This is a genomic window from Natronosalvus amylolyticus (genome assembly GCF_024298845.1).
Lineage (GTDB): Archaea > Halobacteriota > Halobacteria > Halobacteriales > Natrialbaceae > Natronosalvus > Natronosalvus amylolyticus.
In genome coordinates this window covers 88,776-104,601 of sequence record NZ_CP101156.1, presented here as the reverse complement: position 1 = coordinate 104,601, position 15,826 = coordinate 88,776, and the positions used below count along the sequence as shown (strand labels likewise).

Genomic DNA, 15,826 nt, shown 5'->3' with positions numbered 1-15,826 from the left:
CGTTCGGCCCGTCCCGCGTCACCACGAAACGATTGTGGTTTCGGTTCGGTGCACGTCGCTCGCTTCGACCCGCGTCCCGTCAACGGTGACGGTTTCGCCGTTGGAAAGTCGGCCGAATGCCGGACCTTCGGGCACGCCGGCAGCTCGAGCCAGTTCCGGATCGAACACCCGTTGCTCGAGAGTGACGGTGTCCTCGGTCATCGTTACCCGTTCGTACTCGCGCTCGAGGACCGAACAGATGGTTCGAACGAGTCGCTCGAGGTGTGACCTGGGCGTCCCGCCGTCGGCAGTCGTCTCCGCTACCGGCAGTGCCACACGCTCGCCGATTCGGCTGCTCCCATTTCGGGTTTCGAAGGCGACGGCGTGTTCCCCAACAGCGTCCCACACTGCTTGCGAGTCGACGAGTTCGGCCGCCGAGAACAGTTCACTCGGCAGCGAGGCGACCGAAAACGCGTCCGCTTCGATTTCGCCGAATCGGACACCGTCGTCGATCGGTCCGAGTCGGGTTTCGATTGATTCGACGAGATCCAGCGGTCTGTCACCGACCGTTCGGAGCCAGGTTTCGCTCACGACCGAATAGCCCGTCTCCTCGAGGAGTGTCTCGAGTTTCGGCCACTCGTCGTCGATGACGGCGTAGTTCGTGTCGCTGGCCTCGAACAGTGCCTCGAGCACACCCGGATGGTCGGCCGGGTCGCCCATCGCCTCGAGTGCCCAGTCTGCTGCGACGTGACCGACGGCCCACGGCGTCTCCCGAACGATGCGCTCGAAACGAGGCACGTAGTGATTGCCCCCGAAACCGACGACCTGCCGGGGGCCGTGGGCCGGAACTCCACGCAATTCGAGGATTGCCTTCGCGACCGCTCGGGCACCCGCCGGGTCGTCCCACTGTTCGTCGTCGCTACCGAGTTCGGCGAACAGCGACGGACACCCGACAGCGGTGGGGCCGTGGTGCGTACACTCGAGTCCGGTGTCGTATCCCTCGGGCACATACCTGTCGAAGGCCTCGAGGAGGGCGCTGAGCGCGTTCGGTGCGGCCTCGGCCACGGCGTAATCTGCCCCGCCGAACTCGGCCGGGCCGACGTTGCCGGTGGAGTGGGCGGTCAACAGCGGCCCGGTGTTGCCCGAGTGCCGGGAGGCAAACACCAGCAGTTCGGGATCGGCCTCGAAGGCGTCAGCGGGCGACTCGAGGTGAAGATGGAGGTCGTCGAACGACCGGAGTTCGGCACCCGTCGTCACGTAGTAGGTACCGCCTCCATCCGCATCAGGGCGGGTATCGTCGACGCGTCGCTCCCACTCGGTCAGTTCGCGCAAGTGCCGACAGATGTGACTCGAGGCACGGTCTGCTCGACTCTCGACGATGGCTATCACGGTGGGTACTGTGCGGTGGGTCACTGAATAGGCACCGTTTTCGAGCAAAGGGGCCCTCGGACGTGACGTACCACTCAGGTGAACAGGAACCACATGAACACGCCGTAGGCGACCAGTAAAACCGCGCCATCGAGACGCGTGAGCCGGCGACCATAGCCCATCATCCCAACCAGCAGTACCGTGAATCCGACGACCAGGGGTAATTCGAAGCGGAGTACGGCCGGCGAGACCGAAATCGGCACGACGAGCGCAAGCAGACCGAGCACCGCCAGAATGTTGTAAATGTTCGAGCCGATCACGTTGCCGATGACGAACCCGGTTTCCCCACGGGCGGCGCCCACAGCCGAGGCAGCCAGTTCGGGCAGCGACGTCCCGATCGCCAGGATGGTTAGCCCGACGATGAACTCGGGGACGTCGAACGCGAGCAACACCGATGAGCCACCCGAAACCAGCCACCGGGAGCCGATCACGAGAGCAATCAGGCCACCGATAACGAGGCCGGCATCTCGCCACTCGAGGTCGCGGGGTGTTTGGACATCCGTTTCGAACGTTGCCGGGTCGGCGTTTACGGAGTAGAGAATGTACCCCGTGAATCCGGCGAGGACGACGAGCAAAAACGCCCCCTCGAGGCGACCGATCACCCCATCGATAGCGACGAGTGGCAACAAAACAGCAGCGAGTACCATGAACGGGACGTGTCGTCGCATGACTCGCTCGCTAATCGTCAGGGGATGAATCACTGCGGCAACGCCGAGCACCAGGCCGATGTTTGCGATGTTCGACCCAACGATGGTGCCGAGACCGACGTCGGCCGACACGTCCAGTGCACCGAGCATCGCAACGAACAGTTCCGGCGAAGTGGTGGCGAACGCCACGACTGTCACACCGACGGTCGCCGAACGTAATCCAAGCCCGAGCGCCAGTCGGCCAGCACCCTTGACCAGCAACTCCGCACCGATGAACAGGGCGACGATGCCCGCTGCCAAAAACAGTAGGTGCAGTGCGACGCCCTCGAGCATAGGATAGCCAGTCCTTGTTCTGTCTGGCGTATAAGAAAAGCGATTAACCGATTCATCCGTGCTGCTTGTCGATTCGCTCGAGTGTGGTGAGAGACGACAGCGCGAGCTGGCCCTCGTCGTTGCTGGTGACATGGTGGCCGTCGTTGCCGGCGACAAGGTGGCCGTCGTTGCCGGCGACAAGGTGGCCGTCGTTGCCGGCGACAAGGTGGCCGTCGTTGCCGGCGACAAGGTGGCCGTAGTCGCTGCTGGTGACATGGTGGCCGTAGTCGCTGCCGGAGACACATCCGTTATACGTTGGGACTGACTGGTTGCGAGTACTATGTACGTCTTCGGCCTCCTCGGCAATCCCGTCGGCCACTCGCTCTCACCACCGATGCACGAAGCGGCCTACGACGCCCTCGACCTCGAGGCTCGCTACGTCACGTTCGAACCCGAGAACGACCGGGCCACCCTCGAGCGAGCGCTCGACGGTGCCAACGCGCTCGGCATCGCCGGGCTCAACGTCACGATTCCGTTCAAACAGGACGTCTGTGCCATCGTCGACGCCGACCCCCTCGCAACCCGGATCGGGGCGGTAAACACCGTCGACTTTTCGGGCGAGCAGCCGACCGGACACAACACGGACGCTATCGGAGCAATTCGTGCCTTGTGCGACCACGACGTGACACTCGAGGGAGCCACGGCCGTGGTCGTCGGTGCAGGCGGTGCCGGCCGAGCCATCGCGTTCGGACTCGCCGACGAAGGCGCACGGGTCAGAATCCGTAACCGAACTGCCTCGAAGGCGACAGCCCTCGCCGACGCCATCCCCGGTGCGACCGGCGGCGGTCTCGAGTCTCTCCCCGAGGTTCTCGAGGAAGCGGACGTCCTCGTCAACGCGACGAGCGTCGGGATGGAATCGGACGAGACGCCCGTTCCCGCCGAGGCGTTACACGGCGACCTCGCGGTGATGGACGCCGTCTATCGTCCACTCGAGACCCGATTGCTTCGAGATGCCGCCGCCGCTGGTGCCACGACCGTCGACGGCGCCTGGATGTTGCTGTATCAAGGTATCGAAGCCCTCGAGCGATGGACGGGACGGGACGCTCCGGTCGACGTGATGAACGACGCCTTACGCTCTCGACTGTAGCGCCCCAGCCACGCTCTTTTGTTGCACCTCGAGTGTGTAATATATCACGCAGGATGGTGACTCCGGACCACTGATTGTATCAGACGGCTTTAAGTATTGCTGGCAACTACGACCGACCAATGGGACTCCTGCAGAAACTCAAATCACTGCTCGGGTTGGGCAGTCGCGACGCTGATTCTCGCCAACGCGATGGCCGCGACATCGGCGTGACTGTCGAACGTGAACGGGACGAAACTGACGTCGATCTCGATGACGCCGCTGCGGCCGGGACGGACGCCTCGAGTTCGACCGGCGCGATGACCGACATCCCGGACGAACCGGAGCAGGCTGCCGAACCCGCGGAGGCGGCGGGTCCGACCGATCCTGACGTTGACGAATCATCGACTGACTCGGCAGAAGCACAAACAGTCGGCGAAACCGCAGACGGAGGCGATGCGGATGACGGGGCTGACGATGCGGGAGGTCCAGTCGACGACGAAGATGTCGATGCAGATGCCGACGGCGACGACGAAGATACCGATGCAGATGCCGAAAGTGACGACGAGGAGGACGCGGACACAGAAACAACCTCGAGTGACGACGAATCGAACGAGCCTTCGGAGGCCTCGAGCGAGGAGCAAAGCGAACCCGTAAACGTCATCAAAGGAATTGGACCGGCCTACGCCGACCGCCTCGAGGGAGCGGGCGTAAAGACTGTCGCGGATCTGGCCGCCGCAGACGCAGACAGTCTCTCAGCAGAGACGGATATCTCTGCCAAACGGTTACAGGGCTGGATCGACCGCGCAAGCGTTCGCTGAAAACGTGGTGTCTGCGGCGTATCGTTATCGCCGATTCTGGGGAGCCTTATTGCCGACTTTGGCACTCCTCAGCCGTCAGTTTCGCTGTCTGATGCGCTATCGCTCGCCCAGCTATAGCCGTGTTCTTCGCCCCAGCCGTCGATGACTCGGTACGACCCCTGGTTGGGCCGTTCGCCATCGAAGACCACGCGGACGAGCAAGCCAAGGTTCGGGATATGGTCGGTGCAGGCCTCGTCATCGCTCGAAGTGTCGGTCGCTCGAGCAACCATATCGACGCCGCCCTCGTCGTCCGTTTCGATTGACTCGACCAGGAGTTTATAGCAGCCGTTGGTCCCTTCGGTCTCGAGGGCGACGAGCAGGTCGGCGTCGAAGTCGGTGTCTTCAACGAGTGCATCGACCTGCTCGTTCTCGACGCCTTCGAAGTACTCCGTTGCCCCGTCGCGTCGTCGGAACTGTTCTATCGAGGTCCCGCCGTTCGTCGCGTTGTATGAGGCTGTGTGGTGATCAACAACGGAGCCAGCGGTCTGGGTCTCGGCCTCTTGATCCTCGGAGTCTGCTTCTTCGTCACTCTCGTCATCTGTAGATTCCTCAACAGTGTCATCGCCGTCGTCAGACTGGTCGTCGCCAGTATCGTCCCCCGATTCGTTGGTGTCATCGGAATCGTCATCGTCGTCAGAACCTGCTGCAGGGTCCGGACTATCACCGAGACAGCCCGCGAGTACTGCTGCAGTGCCGGTTCCAACGCCGAGCAACACACGCCGTCGTGTTTGCTTCATACACCCTCTTTGTGATGCCGAACGGGTATAAATCACGGTAGCTAAAAGAAGTATTTTAGTGAATCAGGTGGGGCGGGGGTCCCACCTGATCGAGAGACATGAGCGTACTCGAAACGGGGGCGAGTCCGATCCGAGACATCCGGGCACGAACGCACAGCACTCGACAGGGTCGTGGAACCGAGCGCACACCCGACGGGGGTTCAACGCCCCGCACGTCAACCGATGGTCGCCGTGAGTTTTGTTATGGACTCCCTCGTGGAAGGATAACCAATACCAAACGTTGGCAGGGTGGAAATACGCACGAGGTAGCACCCACCTACCCAGGGGTTCGAGCGCTTGGTTGGTCGGGAGACGATGACTCTGTCACTCCTCGGGGAAACGAAGACCCTGCCACTGACCGGACGCCCGGGTCGAGTTAGGCCAGCGTGCGTTGGACGTACTCGAGGATGTTGTCCGATTCTGCCATCGTGACGCCACGCTCGTTGTCGACGAGGACGGGGACCCCACGCTGTCCGGAGACGCGTTTGACTTCGTCACGGTCGGAATGCAGGGCGTCCGTCCAAACCGATTCGTACTCCACATCGGCTTCCTGAAGCGCCTCGGCGACTTTGATACAAAACGGACAGTCCTCGAGTTCGTACAACGTGATGGACATAGAACGCCGTTAGCACGCCAGTACAAAAGTAACAGCGGTGTCGGCGGACCCCGCTGGTTTTCTCCGTCCGTGGTCGACGCATCCAGACAGCGGCAGGTACGACTGGCGTACGGGCCGGATAACGGGCCAAACGGGTTATACAGGGTCATCGTAATCGAGGGTATGGCAAAACAGACACACGAATCCACTCGAGTCGGCATCGTTGGCCTCGGCTACATCGGCACCGTCGTCGGCGAGGGATTCGTCCAGCACCCGGATGGCGACGTCGTCGCGGTCTGTGACGTCGATGGAGGTCGGCTCGAACTCGTTGGTGATCGGTTTTCGATACCGCCCACTCAGCGCTATCGCGAGTACGAATCAATGCTCGAGGACGCCCCACTCGACGCCGTTCTCGTCGGGACGCCCCACACCGTTCACTACGAACAGGTGGTGGCTGCCATGGACCACGGGTTGGCTGTATACTGCGACAAGCCACTGGCCGTCGACCCTGAGCACGCGAAAGCCCTCGCCGCTCGGACTGCACACGAGGAGGAACCGACGCTGATGGTGGGCTACCAGCGTCACCTGCAGACGGCGTTTCGACACGCCAGGAAACGCTATCGCGACCGGGAGCCGACGTGGGTGACTGCCTCGATCACCCAGGACTGGATCGCTGACTCCGCAGGGACCTGGCGACTCGAGCCCTCGCTATCTGGCGGCGGCTTTCTCGCCGATACGGGCAGTCACGTCCTCGATGGCGTCTGCTGGACGACCGGCCTGGAGCCAGAATCCGTCCGCGCCACGATGGATTTTCACGACGACGAACAACGAATCGACAGACGGGCCCATCTCGACGTTCGCTTTTCCAACGGTGCGACCGGGACGTTTTCATTTCTCGGCGACGCGCCAGCCGTCAGAGAACACGTTCACATCTGGGACGACGAAGGTGCGGTCTACCTCGAGGGCAAAGAGTGGGGTTCGAGACGGGTGTTCGAAATCGAACGCGACAGCAGCGAACACCATCCTTACATCGACCCACGACACGAGCAAACGCGAGCCGATGCGTTCCTCGAGAGCGTTCGAGAGGGGACCGAGCCACCGGCGACTGCCCGGGATGCCCTCACCGTAACGGCGCTCACCCAGGCGGCCTACGAGTCCGCTCGAACGGGTGAACGGATCGATGTCGACCTCGAAGTGTAACCACCCGGGAACAAAGCGTTTCCAACAAAAGACGCTGCTGATCGTTTCGTCGAACCCACCGGGAAATGGGACCTTTCACTCGAGTTATTGCCGTCTGACCGACCCCTCGAGGCCGCTGTCGAATGCTGGAGTTTTGAACACACGACCGCTGACAGTCACTCACTACTCGCGATACCGAGACATTGTCTCGAGAGTACCCGCTGGATAACTACTTGGGGGAGCGGTGTGTCGGCCGATATGATCGAGTGTGCCAACTGTGAAACGGCGCAGTTCCTGCAGATCACCCAGAGCCGTGTGTACTTCGCCGACGGCGAACTGATCAACGAGATTATGGAAACCTACCAGTGTACCCTATGTGATAGCACCGGGAAGTACATCTACTCGAACGGATCCGAAAAACCCCGGGTCGACGGAGACGTCGAAGTGACCACCGAACGACCGAAATTCGCGTGACAGGCGACACAAACCAGCCACACAACCACCGAAGAACCGCTACCGTCACAGCTACCAGCGAACCGCTACCGTCACAGATACTACCGAACCGGCACCCAAACACTCACCACACCTCCGGGCTATCACTCGAGCGTGCCCCCCAGTTCGAACGTCACGGTTCGTGGCCTCGAAGTCGACGACGAAACCCGCTGTGCCCACTATGCGAGCGAACGGGACGTCGTAGCACTTCGATTTGGCTGTTGTGAAGCCTTCTATCCCTGTTTTCAGTGTCACGACGCCGTTGCCGATCACGATCCGGAGCCGTGGCCACTCGAGCGATTCGACGAACCGGCCGTCTATTGCGGGGCCTGTGACTCGACGGTGACGGCCAGCGCATATCTCGAGGCCGAGAACGTCTGTCCGGAGTGTGACGCCGAATTCAATCCCGGCTGTCGTGACCACTACGACCGATACTTCGAGCGGCCGCCGGGTGGCTTCGACGCCCTGACTGGGCCGGATGCCGACATCGACTGCTAGTTCTTTGTCGTCTCGCACGTCAGCGACGGACCGAGCTGATCGCTGACCGGATACAGTGACACCAATCCCGCTGAGTCGGTCAGCCAGTGCTCGAGTCGGTGGGGCAATCAGCAGGTATTTTTGCGTGCAGGCGTCGGTATGGTGTATGGATGCGGCGCTCGGTCCACCACCGGCGATGGCTGAGAAACGGGACGAACTCACGCCGATGATGGCCCAGTATCACGACCTCTGTGCGACCTACGACGACGCCATCGTGCTCTTTCAGGTGGGTGATTTCTACGAGACCTTCTGTGGCGCAGCCGAAACGACCGCCCGATTACTCGAGTTGACGCTCACCAGCCGCGAGGATTCTACCGGCGAGTACCCGATGACGGGAATTCCTGTCGACAGCGCCGCCTCCTACATCGAATCGTTGCTCGAGGCCGGCTTCCGCGTGGCGATCGCCGACCAGATAGAAGAGCCGGGGGAATCGGCCGGCGTCGTCGAACGCGCGGTTACTCGCGTGATTACCCCTGGGACCATCACCGAGGACGAACTGCTTTCGGCCGACGACAACAATTTCGTGGCCGCGCTCACGGCGGGAGATGGCCAAATCGGACTCGCATTGCTCGACGTTTCGACGGGCGATTTTTTCGTGACGAGTGCGTCCAACCGCGACCGAATCGCCGACGAAATCAGCCGGTTTCGACCGACCGAAGCCATCCTCGGCCCCGACGCACCGTCGTCACTGCCGCCGGATTCCTGCATGGTGACGCCGTTCGATGAGAGTGCCTTCGCTCTCGAGACAGCGACTGATGTGCTCACGTCGTACTTTGGGTCACCGGAATCGCTGGTCAGCAGCGACGTAGAAATTCGAGCCTGCGGCGCGTTGTTGACCTATGCCGAGTACGTTCGGGGCGGCGTCGACGTGACAGAGAGCGACTCCGACACCGAAACCGAGAACGACACCGGTAGCGAGCGAACGCGCCTCGAGTACCTGACCCGATTGCGTCGCTACGACCCGCGGGAGTATCTGCTGCTCGACGCCGTCGCGGTTCGAAGCCTCGAGTTGTTCGAATCGCGAACCGTCCGCGGGCAGGGCGGAGCAACACTGATTGGCGTTCTCGACGAAACCGCGAGCGCACTCGGTGGCCGTCGCCTTCGAGACTGGCTCCGCAGACCGTTGCTCGACGCCGACCGTATCGAGGCACGACTCGACGCCGTCGACGAACTCACCCACGATCCGCGCCGCCGCGATAGCATACAGGAGTCGATGCGTGCCGTCTACGACCTCGAGCGGCTAATCGGGCGTATCTCGCGAGAGCGAGCGAACGCCCGTGATCTGCGTTCGCTACACGACACCCTCGCGGTCGTTCCCGACGTTCGAGACGCACTCGAGGGTGTCGAAGCCGAGGCACTCCAGACGATTCTCGAGGCACTGGACCCGCTGGAAGACGTTCGGGAGTGCATCGAGCGATCGATCGTGGCCGACCCGTCCCACGAGATCACCGAAGGTGGTATCATCGCCGACGGCTACGACGACAGACTCGACGAACTGCGAGCGACCAAACGGGACGGCAAACAGTGGATCGACGCCCTCGAGGCCCGAGAGCGGGAGCGAACCGGGGTTAGCTCGCTCAAAGTCGGCCACAACTCGGTACATGGCTACTACATCGAGGTGACGAACCCGAACCTCGATGCCGTGCCCGAGGAGTACCAGCGCCGACAGACGCTCAAACGAGCCGAGCGCTTCGTCACACCGGAACTCAAATCGCGAGAGGACGAAATCGTCGGTGCGACTCACCGGGCGGACGAACGGGAGTACGATCTGTTCTGTACCGTGCGCAAAACCGTCGCAGGCGAGGTCGAACGCGTGCAGGACCTGGCGGACGCGCTCGCCGCCCTCGACGCGCTGTGCTCGCTGGCAACCGTCGCCGCCGAGCGTGAGTACTGCAAGCCGGCGATACTCGAGCGCGATAGATCTGACGACGGAAGCCACCTCGAGATCGAGGCCGGACGCCATCCGGTCGTCGAACGAACCCAGTCGTCGTTCGTTCCCAACGATGCGGCGTTCGATTCGGAGACGCGGCTCTCGATCATCACGGGGCCTAACATGTCCGGGAAATCGACCTACATGCGCCAGGTGGCCCAGATAGCCTTGCTGGCCCAGATGGGGAGTTTCGTCCCCGCCGAACGCGTTCGGCTGACGCCGTTCGACCGAATTTTCACCCGCGTCGGTGCCAGCGACGACATCGCTGGCGGTCGCTCGACGTTCATGATCGAGATGGAAGAGCTCTCGACGGTGTTACGCGAAGCCGACGAGGGGTCACTCGTGCTCCTCGACGAAGTCGGACGTGGGACCTCGACGACGGATGGCCTCGCTATCGCCCAGGCGATCACCGAGTACATCCACGACGAGATCGGGGCGATTGCGCTCTTTGCAACCCACCATCACCCGCTGACAGAACTGGCAGGCGATCTCGAGGCTGCCGAAGCGTTCCAGTTCGAGGCGACGGACGTCGACGGCGAGATAGACTTCAACCACACCCTCAAACGAGGAACGGCTGATGGCTCTTACGGCGTCGAGGTAGCGACGGCTGCGGGCGTCCCCGAACCGGTACTCGAGCGCTCGCGGGAACTGGCTGAAATCGCGGTAGACGACGAGCAGACTGAAGGGGGAAACGATGGGGATCGAATCAACAACGCCCAGTCCGCACGGGCACGGATGAGTTCGGACGGTGGCGACGACCCGACTGACGTGGCCGCCGAACTCCGAGCGCTCGACCTGGCACACCTGACGCCCGTGGAAGCGTTGACCGAACTCGACCGACTCAAACGGTTGCTCGAGGAGTGACGACGGACAGAAAGGAAATCGTGAGCTTTGTTAAAATTTCAATCCCAGTGATGGGTTTCGGCAGTCGTGATGAACACACAGTGCGAATCGGTCACCGATTGCCTCCCGAGTAACCCGTGCAAATTCGTCGCCAGTTGCCGCTATGTAACTGAGCCATGTAGGGATACGAGTGATGTACCGATGTCACGTCACGCCACCGGTAGCCAGAGAGAACCGACCGATCACCGCAGAGAGACGGCGATCACCCCTGAGTACAAGGAACTGGTCGCGGAGGCTGAAGCCGTCGTCGAGGCGTACTCACCCGAGGAGGCGGTCGAGCTGACCGACGAAGACGGCGTCCACTTCGTCGACGTTCGTGAGAGATACGAGTTGGCCGCCGGCATGGTTCGCGGGGGGATTCACGCGCCGATAGGGAGGCTGGAGACTCATCTGGATCCCAACAGTCCCCATTACAAGGATGAATTCGACGATGCAGCGGGACTCGTGTTCTACTGTGCCAGCGGGTCACGGTCGGCGCTCGCCGCGCGGCGAGCACAGCAATTGGGCCTCGAACGCGTCGCGCACCTGGAGGGTGGCTTCTCGGCATGGGTGGTCGCAGGAGGACCAACACAGGTGTTCGACGCCCCGGAACGCACCTAAGCCATGGATCAAAAGGTACCATCGTGCTGAACCCATCCTCTTATACGTGCTCGATGGCACAAGATTCCGCGTCTTATCACGGGCTCGGACCATTCTCTAGTAACGTGCTTATCGCACCGGATGAGTTGCGGTCTCAGCCAGTCCCTAGTGCCTCGTTCACGGTCTAGACCCTTAGCTGCGAGATTTTCATGGATTCTCTATAGTCAGCAGCCAATGCTTGTCGTCTACCGAACATATCAACAGAGTCAATTGGGATTCATTTCGAGAGCTCGAGGCGAAAACGGGTGTCTCACCCTGGTTCGTTTCCCACCTGATGAGTTCGTCATGCCCCCTTGGAGGCTGGTAGGCCCGACCACCGAAGTCGAACGCAAGGTGTACTGTCGACACGAATCCGCCTTCGACTCGAGTCTCCTGCTTACGTTTCGTCGGGGGTACCGTTCTCGCCACTCGATTCGTCAGGTTCCGTGTCCGGACTCGGTGGTGGGCCGTTGATTCGATTGTATCGTTGGTTCTCTCCCCCACCGTGCGCGCCGTCGGCATCGGCGAGCGTTGGCCGGGCCTCGAGGTTGCCGTAGGCTTCACCGAAGACGTTGAGCCCGGCTTTGAATACAGCCAGGAGGACGGGCCCGAGGAACAACCCCATGATGCCGAGCAGGTAGATACCGCCGATGACGCCGATCAGGACGACAGCCGGGTGGAGGCCGGAGCTCCGGTCGACGAAAATCGCCCGCAGGTAGTTGTCGACGACCGAAAGGACGGCGATGCCGTACAACAGCAAGACGAGGGCGAGCGTTGGTTCGCCAGTCGCAGCGAGATAGCCCACTGCCGGACCCCAGACGAACCAGACGCCGATGGCCGGGAGGAACGAGACGATGATCATCACCATCGTCCAGAACGCGACGTTGGAGATGCCGACCAGCCAGAGGCCGAACCCACCAAGTATTCCTTCGACGACGGCGACCAGCACGTGGCTCTTGATGACGGCCCAGGTGACGGTGTTGACCTCGTCGAACAGTTCGTCTCTGATGGTCGGCTCGAGTGGGGCGATCTCGCCGAGCCAGGCAACGAACGTGTCGCCGTCGACCAGCAAGTAATACAGCAAGAAGACCAGAACCAGCAGGCCAATCCCCATTTCGATACCCAGATTCAACAGCCGCAAGGACTCTCCGACGATGATATCGATCACATCGGTGAGGACTTCGGTCTCGATTTCCGAGAGTATCTGTTCTTCGATGGAAGCGATCGTGTCGTCGTCGAGCCCGATTTCACGAGCGAACGCCTGCAGCTCTTCGACCGCTTCCGGCCCGTCGAACGAACCGAGATACGCGACGACGGTTTGTAACACTACGATAGAAAACACGGCGAGCGGAACGACAGCGGCTACCAGCGCAAATGCCGTCAGGCCGAGCGCGACGATTTTCGATCTGAGTCTCCCCGAGACGGGGGCCGACTCGAGGCGTCGTTCGAGGCGTTGCTGTGCCGGAAAGAGGACGAACGCGAGCAACCCCGCAGCCATGACGTACGGAAACAGCGGTAACACCATCAGCGCCGCAATGTACCCGAAAACCGCCAGCATAAACACGAAAAACGCGGTTCGTACGTCCATGCACAGACCTGTTTGGAAACCACAATAAATGTTGACGTTCCGATTAGCAGCTGATCTGACAACACTGTCACTCGCTCGAGTGATTGAGTTCGGTGTCGTGGTGGCGACAAACCGGGATGGTCGCTGGCCGAAAAACAGTTACACAATCCTGAGGGGTGCTCGAGTTCCCGCACCGTCGAACACTCGCGCCTGCCGGTGGTGGACGGTCCAGTGTGACGACCGTCTCCCGCAATCGCCCAGCGACGGTGTCCAACCCAAAGTGGCTCACTTTTGTGACCCGGTCCCCAATCGCCACCCATGGAGATGACGCTGGATGCGTACTTCGGGCGCGAGTCGCGAACCGACCGGCCGGCACTCGAGGACGCGACTGGACGACAGTTCGACGCCCATTGGCTGCGGACGACGGCGTGGAAGGCGGGGAACTTCCTGCGCCATACCGGCGTACGAGAGGGCGTCACCGTTGGCATCGCTGGGGACGGGCCACTCCCCACGGTTGCGTTTTTTGGGACGGCACTACTCGAGGGAACGACCTGTTTCGACCCGCCCCGGGGCGAGGCGGTCGAGTCACTTCGAACGCTCGTGGCCCCAACTGCGAACCTCGAGACGTATGCGACGTATCCGGGGCTCCAGCGTATCGGCTACGGGGACAATCCGGATGAGCCGGCAGCCAGACACCTCGAGAGCGGCCTGTGGAGTGAGAACCCCTCGTTCCCGCCGGTCGATATCGCACCCGACACGCCGCTCCTGGTCGACCCACCCAGCCTGACTGCAAGTGAGCCCACGGTGTACAGCCACCAGCGCGTGCTCGAGGCGGCGAACTCGCTCGTCGAGCAGTGGGCGGTCGGATCTGGCGACCGAATCGGCGTCGGAACGTCTCTTGGTGACCCACGGGCGGTGACTGCTGGGCTCATCGTCTCCCTCCTGGCCGACGCAGTCACGGTCTTTCCCGGAGCGGAAACCGAGTCGGTCGACTTGCTCGTCGTCGATGGAGACGCCGAACCTGGTGGGGACACGACCGAGGCGTCCACCGCCGACAATTACCGAACGAATGCGGTCGGTTCGCTCGAGGCTGGCCGACGAGTATCGGTCGATTCGGTCCACCTTGAACCGCAAAAGCGTTAGGCGGCCGTCGCCTTGTGGCAGGCATGAACGACCCGCGCGTCATCACCGACGAACAGGCGTTCGTCGACCTCGTCGACTCGGCCGATCCCGCAGGTGCCGCCGATCCCCAATCCGAACGAGGGATGGGAGAGATCGACGAGACACCGATGATGGCCGCGATTCGAATTCCCGTCGAAGTCCGGGTATCCGTCGAGGATCCGTTCGTGGCCTACAAACGGGTTCGGGACGGGGCGAACGGCGTCTTTCTCGAGACGACCGGCGGACAATCCGGCTGGGGCTATTTCGGCGTGGACCCGGTCGAGACACTGACCGTTAATCAGGCAGCCCGTTGTCGCAACCCGGATTCGGAGATGGCACCCACACTGGCCGCCCTCGAGGGACTGCTCGAGACGGCGACGCTCGTCCGGGGCGACTGTGACGTTCCCTATCCGTGTGGCGTCGCCGGGTGGCTGTCGTACGACATCGCCCGCGAACTCGAAGACCTGTCCGAATCCGCCGTCGACGACCGTGAGCTGCCTCGCCTCGAGATGGGTTTGTTCGACCGGTTTGCCGCCTGGGAGTGTCCAACACAGGCAGGCGAAGCGACGACGCTTCGGGTCACCGCGTGTCCGCGAGTGGTTGTGCCGGTTGCCCCGTCCGACACCACAGACAGTCACACCGCCGAATCCCGTCGTGAAATCGCTCGAGCGGCCTACGAACGCGGCCGGGAACGAGCTCTCGAGTTGGCTCGCACTGCCGTCTCTGGAGACCCTTCGGTCGGCGAACCCCCCGTATCGGATCCGGAGGCGACGTTCGAAAGCGACTGCGGCCGGGACGCCTTCGCTGACCGCGTTCGACGGGTGAAAGCTTACATCCGCGACGGCGACACCTTTCAGGCCAACATCTCCCAGCGACTGGTCGCCCCAGCGGCCGTCCACCCGGTCGACGCGTACGACGCCCTTCGTCGCGTGAACCCGGCACCGTACTCGTGTCTGCTCGAGTGTCGCGCGGTCGACCTCGTCAGTGCCAGCCCTGAGCTTTTACTCGAGCGGGACGGGTCGTTCGTTCGAACCGAACCCATCGCCGGCACCCGGCCACGAGGAGAGACGACGACCGAAGACGACGCCCTCGAGGCCGATTTACTCGGTGACGAAAAGGAGCGAGCCGAACACGCTATGTTGGTCGACCTCGAGCGAAACGACCTTGGAGCTGTCTGTGCATACGGCAGCGTCGACGTCGAGGAGTACCGACGCATCGACCGCTACTCAGAGGTCATGCATCTGGTTTCGAACGTCACCGGCAGCCTTCGCCCGGACGCGACGCTCGCCGACGCCATCGCCGCAACGTTCCCCGGCGGGACGATCACCGGGGCACCGAAACCGCGGACGATGGAGATTATCGACGAACTCGAGGCCACCCAGCGTGGCCCCTACACTGGCGGCGTCGCCATCGCCGGCTTCGACGGCCGGGCGACCATCAACATCGTGATTCGGACGCTGGTGCGCTACGGCGAGGCGTACCACCTCCGGGTCGGTGCGGGCATCGTCCACGACTCGGACCCGGCCAGCGAATACGACGAAACGCTCGCGAAGGCCAGAGCGCTGTTGAACGCAATCGACACCGCGCTGGGTGAGCGAGCGGGCATGGCACTCGAGGGTGGCCTCGAGACCGATGGAGGTGAACCACGTGCGTGACCGATCCGACTCGAGGGATGCAGACGGTGCACACGAGAAGTCGGAGACGTCCACGTCCGAGAAG

General features: G+C 62.3%; 15 protein-coding genes. 10 read left to right on the top strand and 5 right to left on the bottom strand.

Annotation, left to right across the window (positions count from 1 at the left end; all coding sequences use genetic code 11):
• Window positions 1-18: 18 nt before the first annotated feature.
• Window positions 19-1,368, bottom strand: a complete 1,350-nt coding sequence (locus NLK60_RS00510; protein WP_254808949.1) for a D-aminoacyl-tRNA deacylase — start codon at window positions 1,366-1,368, stop codon at window positions 19-21.
• A gap of 74 nt (window positions 1,369-1,442) precedes the next feature.
• Window positions 1,443-2,387, bottom strand: coding sequence for a calcium/sodium antiporter (locus NLK60_RS00505; RefSeq protein WP_254808948.1), 945 nt, complete (start codon window positions 2,385-2,387; stop codon window positions 1,443-1,445).
• Window positions 2,388-2,445: 58 nt separating this feature from the next.
• Here NLK60_RS00505 and NLK60_RS00500 point away from each other — a divergent pair, with 58 nt between their 5' ends.
• From NLK60_RS00500 to NLK60_RS00490, 3 genes are all read left to right on the top strand, one after another.
• Complete coding sequence (locus NLK60_RS00500; RefSeq protein ID WP_254808947.1) at window positions 2,446-2,691, top strand: hypothetical protein; 246 nt, start codon at window positions 2,446-2,448, stop codon at window positions 2,689-2,691.
• A 15-nt stretch (window positions 2,692-2,706) separates the two neighbouring features.
• Window positions 2,707-3,513, top strand: coding sequence for a shikimate dehydrogenase (locus tag NLK60_RS00495; protein WP_254808946.1), 807 nt, complete (start codon window positions 2,707-2,709; stop codon window positions 3,511-3,513).
• Between the two features lie 119 nt (window positions 3,514-3,632).
• Window positions 3,633-4,310, top strand: a complete 678-nt coding sequence (locus NLK60_RS00490; RefSeq protein WP_254808945.1) for a helix-hairpin-helix domain-containing protein — start codon at window positions 3,633-3,635, stop codon at window positions 4,308-4,310.
• A 68-nt stretch (window positions 4,311-4,378) separates the two neighbouring features.
• Here the strand turns inward: NLK60_RS00490 and NLK60_RS00485 are convergent, their stop codons facing one another.
• Together NLK60_RS00485 and NLK60_RS00480 are read right to left on the bottom strand one after the other, a co-directional pair.
• Complete coding sequence (locus tag NLK60_RS00485; RefSeq protein WP_254808944.1) at window positions 4,379-5,086, bottom strand: hypothetical protein; 708 nt, start codon at window positions 5,084-5,086, stop codon at window positions 4,379-4,381.
• Window positions 5,087-5,501: 415 nt separating this feature from the next.
• Entirely contained in the window at window positions 5,502-5,741 is a 240-nt protein-coding gene (locus NLK60_RS00480) for a glutaredoxin family protein (protein ID WP_254808943.1), read from the bottom strand.
• A gap of 162 nt (window positions 5,742-5,903) precedes the next feature.
• Between NLK60_RS00480 and NLK60_RS00475 the strand changes: the two genes are divergently transcribed.
• The 5 genes from NLK60_RS00475 (at window position 5,904) to NLK60_RS00455 (ending at window position 11,361) form a co-directional block, all read left to right on the top strand.
• A complete protein-coding gene (locus NLK60_RS00475; protein ID WP_254808942.1) occupies window positions 5,904-6,920 on the top strand; it encodes a Gfo/Idh/MocA family protein in 1,017 nt (338 codons plus the stop codon).
• Window positions 6,921-7,157: 237 nt separating this feature from the next.
• Entirely contained in the window at window positions 7,158-7,373 is a 216-nt protein-coding gene (locus NLK60_RS00470; RefSeq protein WP_254808941.1) for a hypothetical protein, read from the top strand.
• A 132-nt stretch (window positions 7,374-7,505) separates the two neighbouring features.
• Window positions 7,506-7,889 (top strand): CHY zinc finger protein, encoded by a 384-nt coding sequence (locus NLK60_RS00465; RefSeq protein WP_254808940.1) that lies wholly within the window; start codon window positions 7,506-7,508, stop codon window positions 7,887-7,889.
• A 145-nt stretch (window positions 7,890-8,034) separates the two neighbouring features.
• The gene (gene mutS / locus NLK60_RS00460) at window positions 8,035-10,722 is read left to right on the top strand and encodes a DNA mismatch repair protein MutS (protein WP_254808939.1); all 2,688 of its coding nucleotides are present in this window, start codon (window positions 8,035-8,037) and stop codon (window positions 10,720-10,722) included.
• Window positions 10,723-10,902: 180 nt separating this feature from the next.
• Entirely contained in the window at window positions 10,903-11,361 is a 459-nt protein-coding gene (locus tag NLK60_RS00455) for a rhodanese-like domain-containing protein (protein ID WP_254808938.1), read from the top strand.
• A gap of 415 nt (window positions 11,362-11,776) precedes the next feature.
• Here the strand turns inward: NLK60_RS00455 and NLK60_RS00450 are convergent, their stop codons facing one another.
• Window positions 11,777-12,967, bottom strand: a complete 1,191-nt coding sequence (locus NLK60_RS00450) for an AI-2E family transporter (RefSeq protein ID WP_254808937.1) — start codon at window positions 12,965-12,967, stop codon at window positions 11,777-11,779.
• Window positions 12,968-13,264: 297 nt separating this feature from the next.
• Here NLK60_RS00450 and NLK60_RS00445 point away from each other — a divergent pair, with 297 nt between their 5' ends.
• Window positions 13,265-14,089 carry a hypothetical protein gene (locus tag NLK60_RS00445; RefSeq protein ID WP_254808936.1) on the top strand — a complete coding sequence of 275 codons (825 nt, stop codon included), beginning with the start codon at window positions 13,265-13,267 and terminating at the stop codon, window positions 14,087-14,089.
• A 122-nt stretch (window positions 14,090-14,211) separates the two neighbouring features.
• Window positions 14,212-15,762, top strand: a complete 1,551-nt coding sequence (gene pabB, locus NLK60_RS00440) for an aminodeoxychorismate synthase, component I (RefSeq protein WP_254810514.1) — start codon at window positions 14,212-14,214, stop codon at window positions 15,760-15,762.
• Window positions 15,763-15,826: the final 64 nt, after the last annotated feature.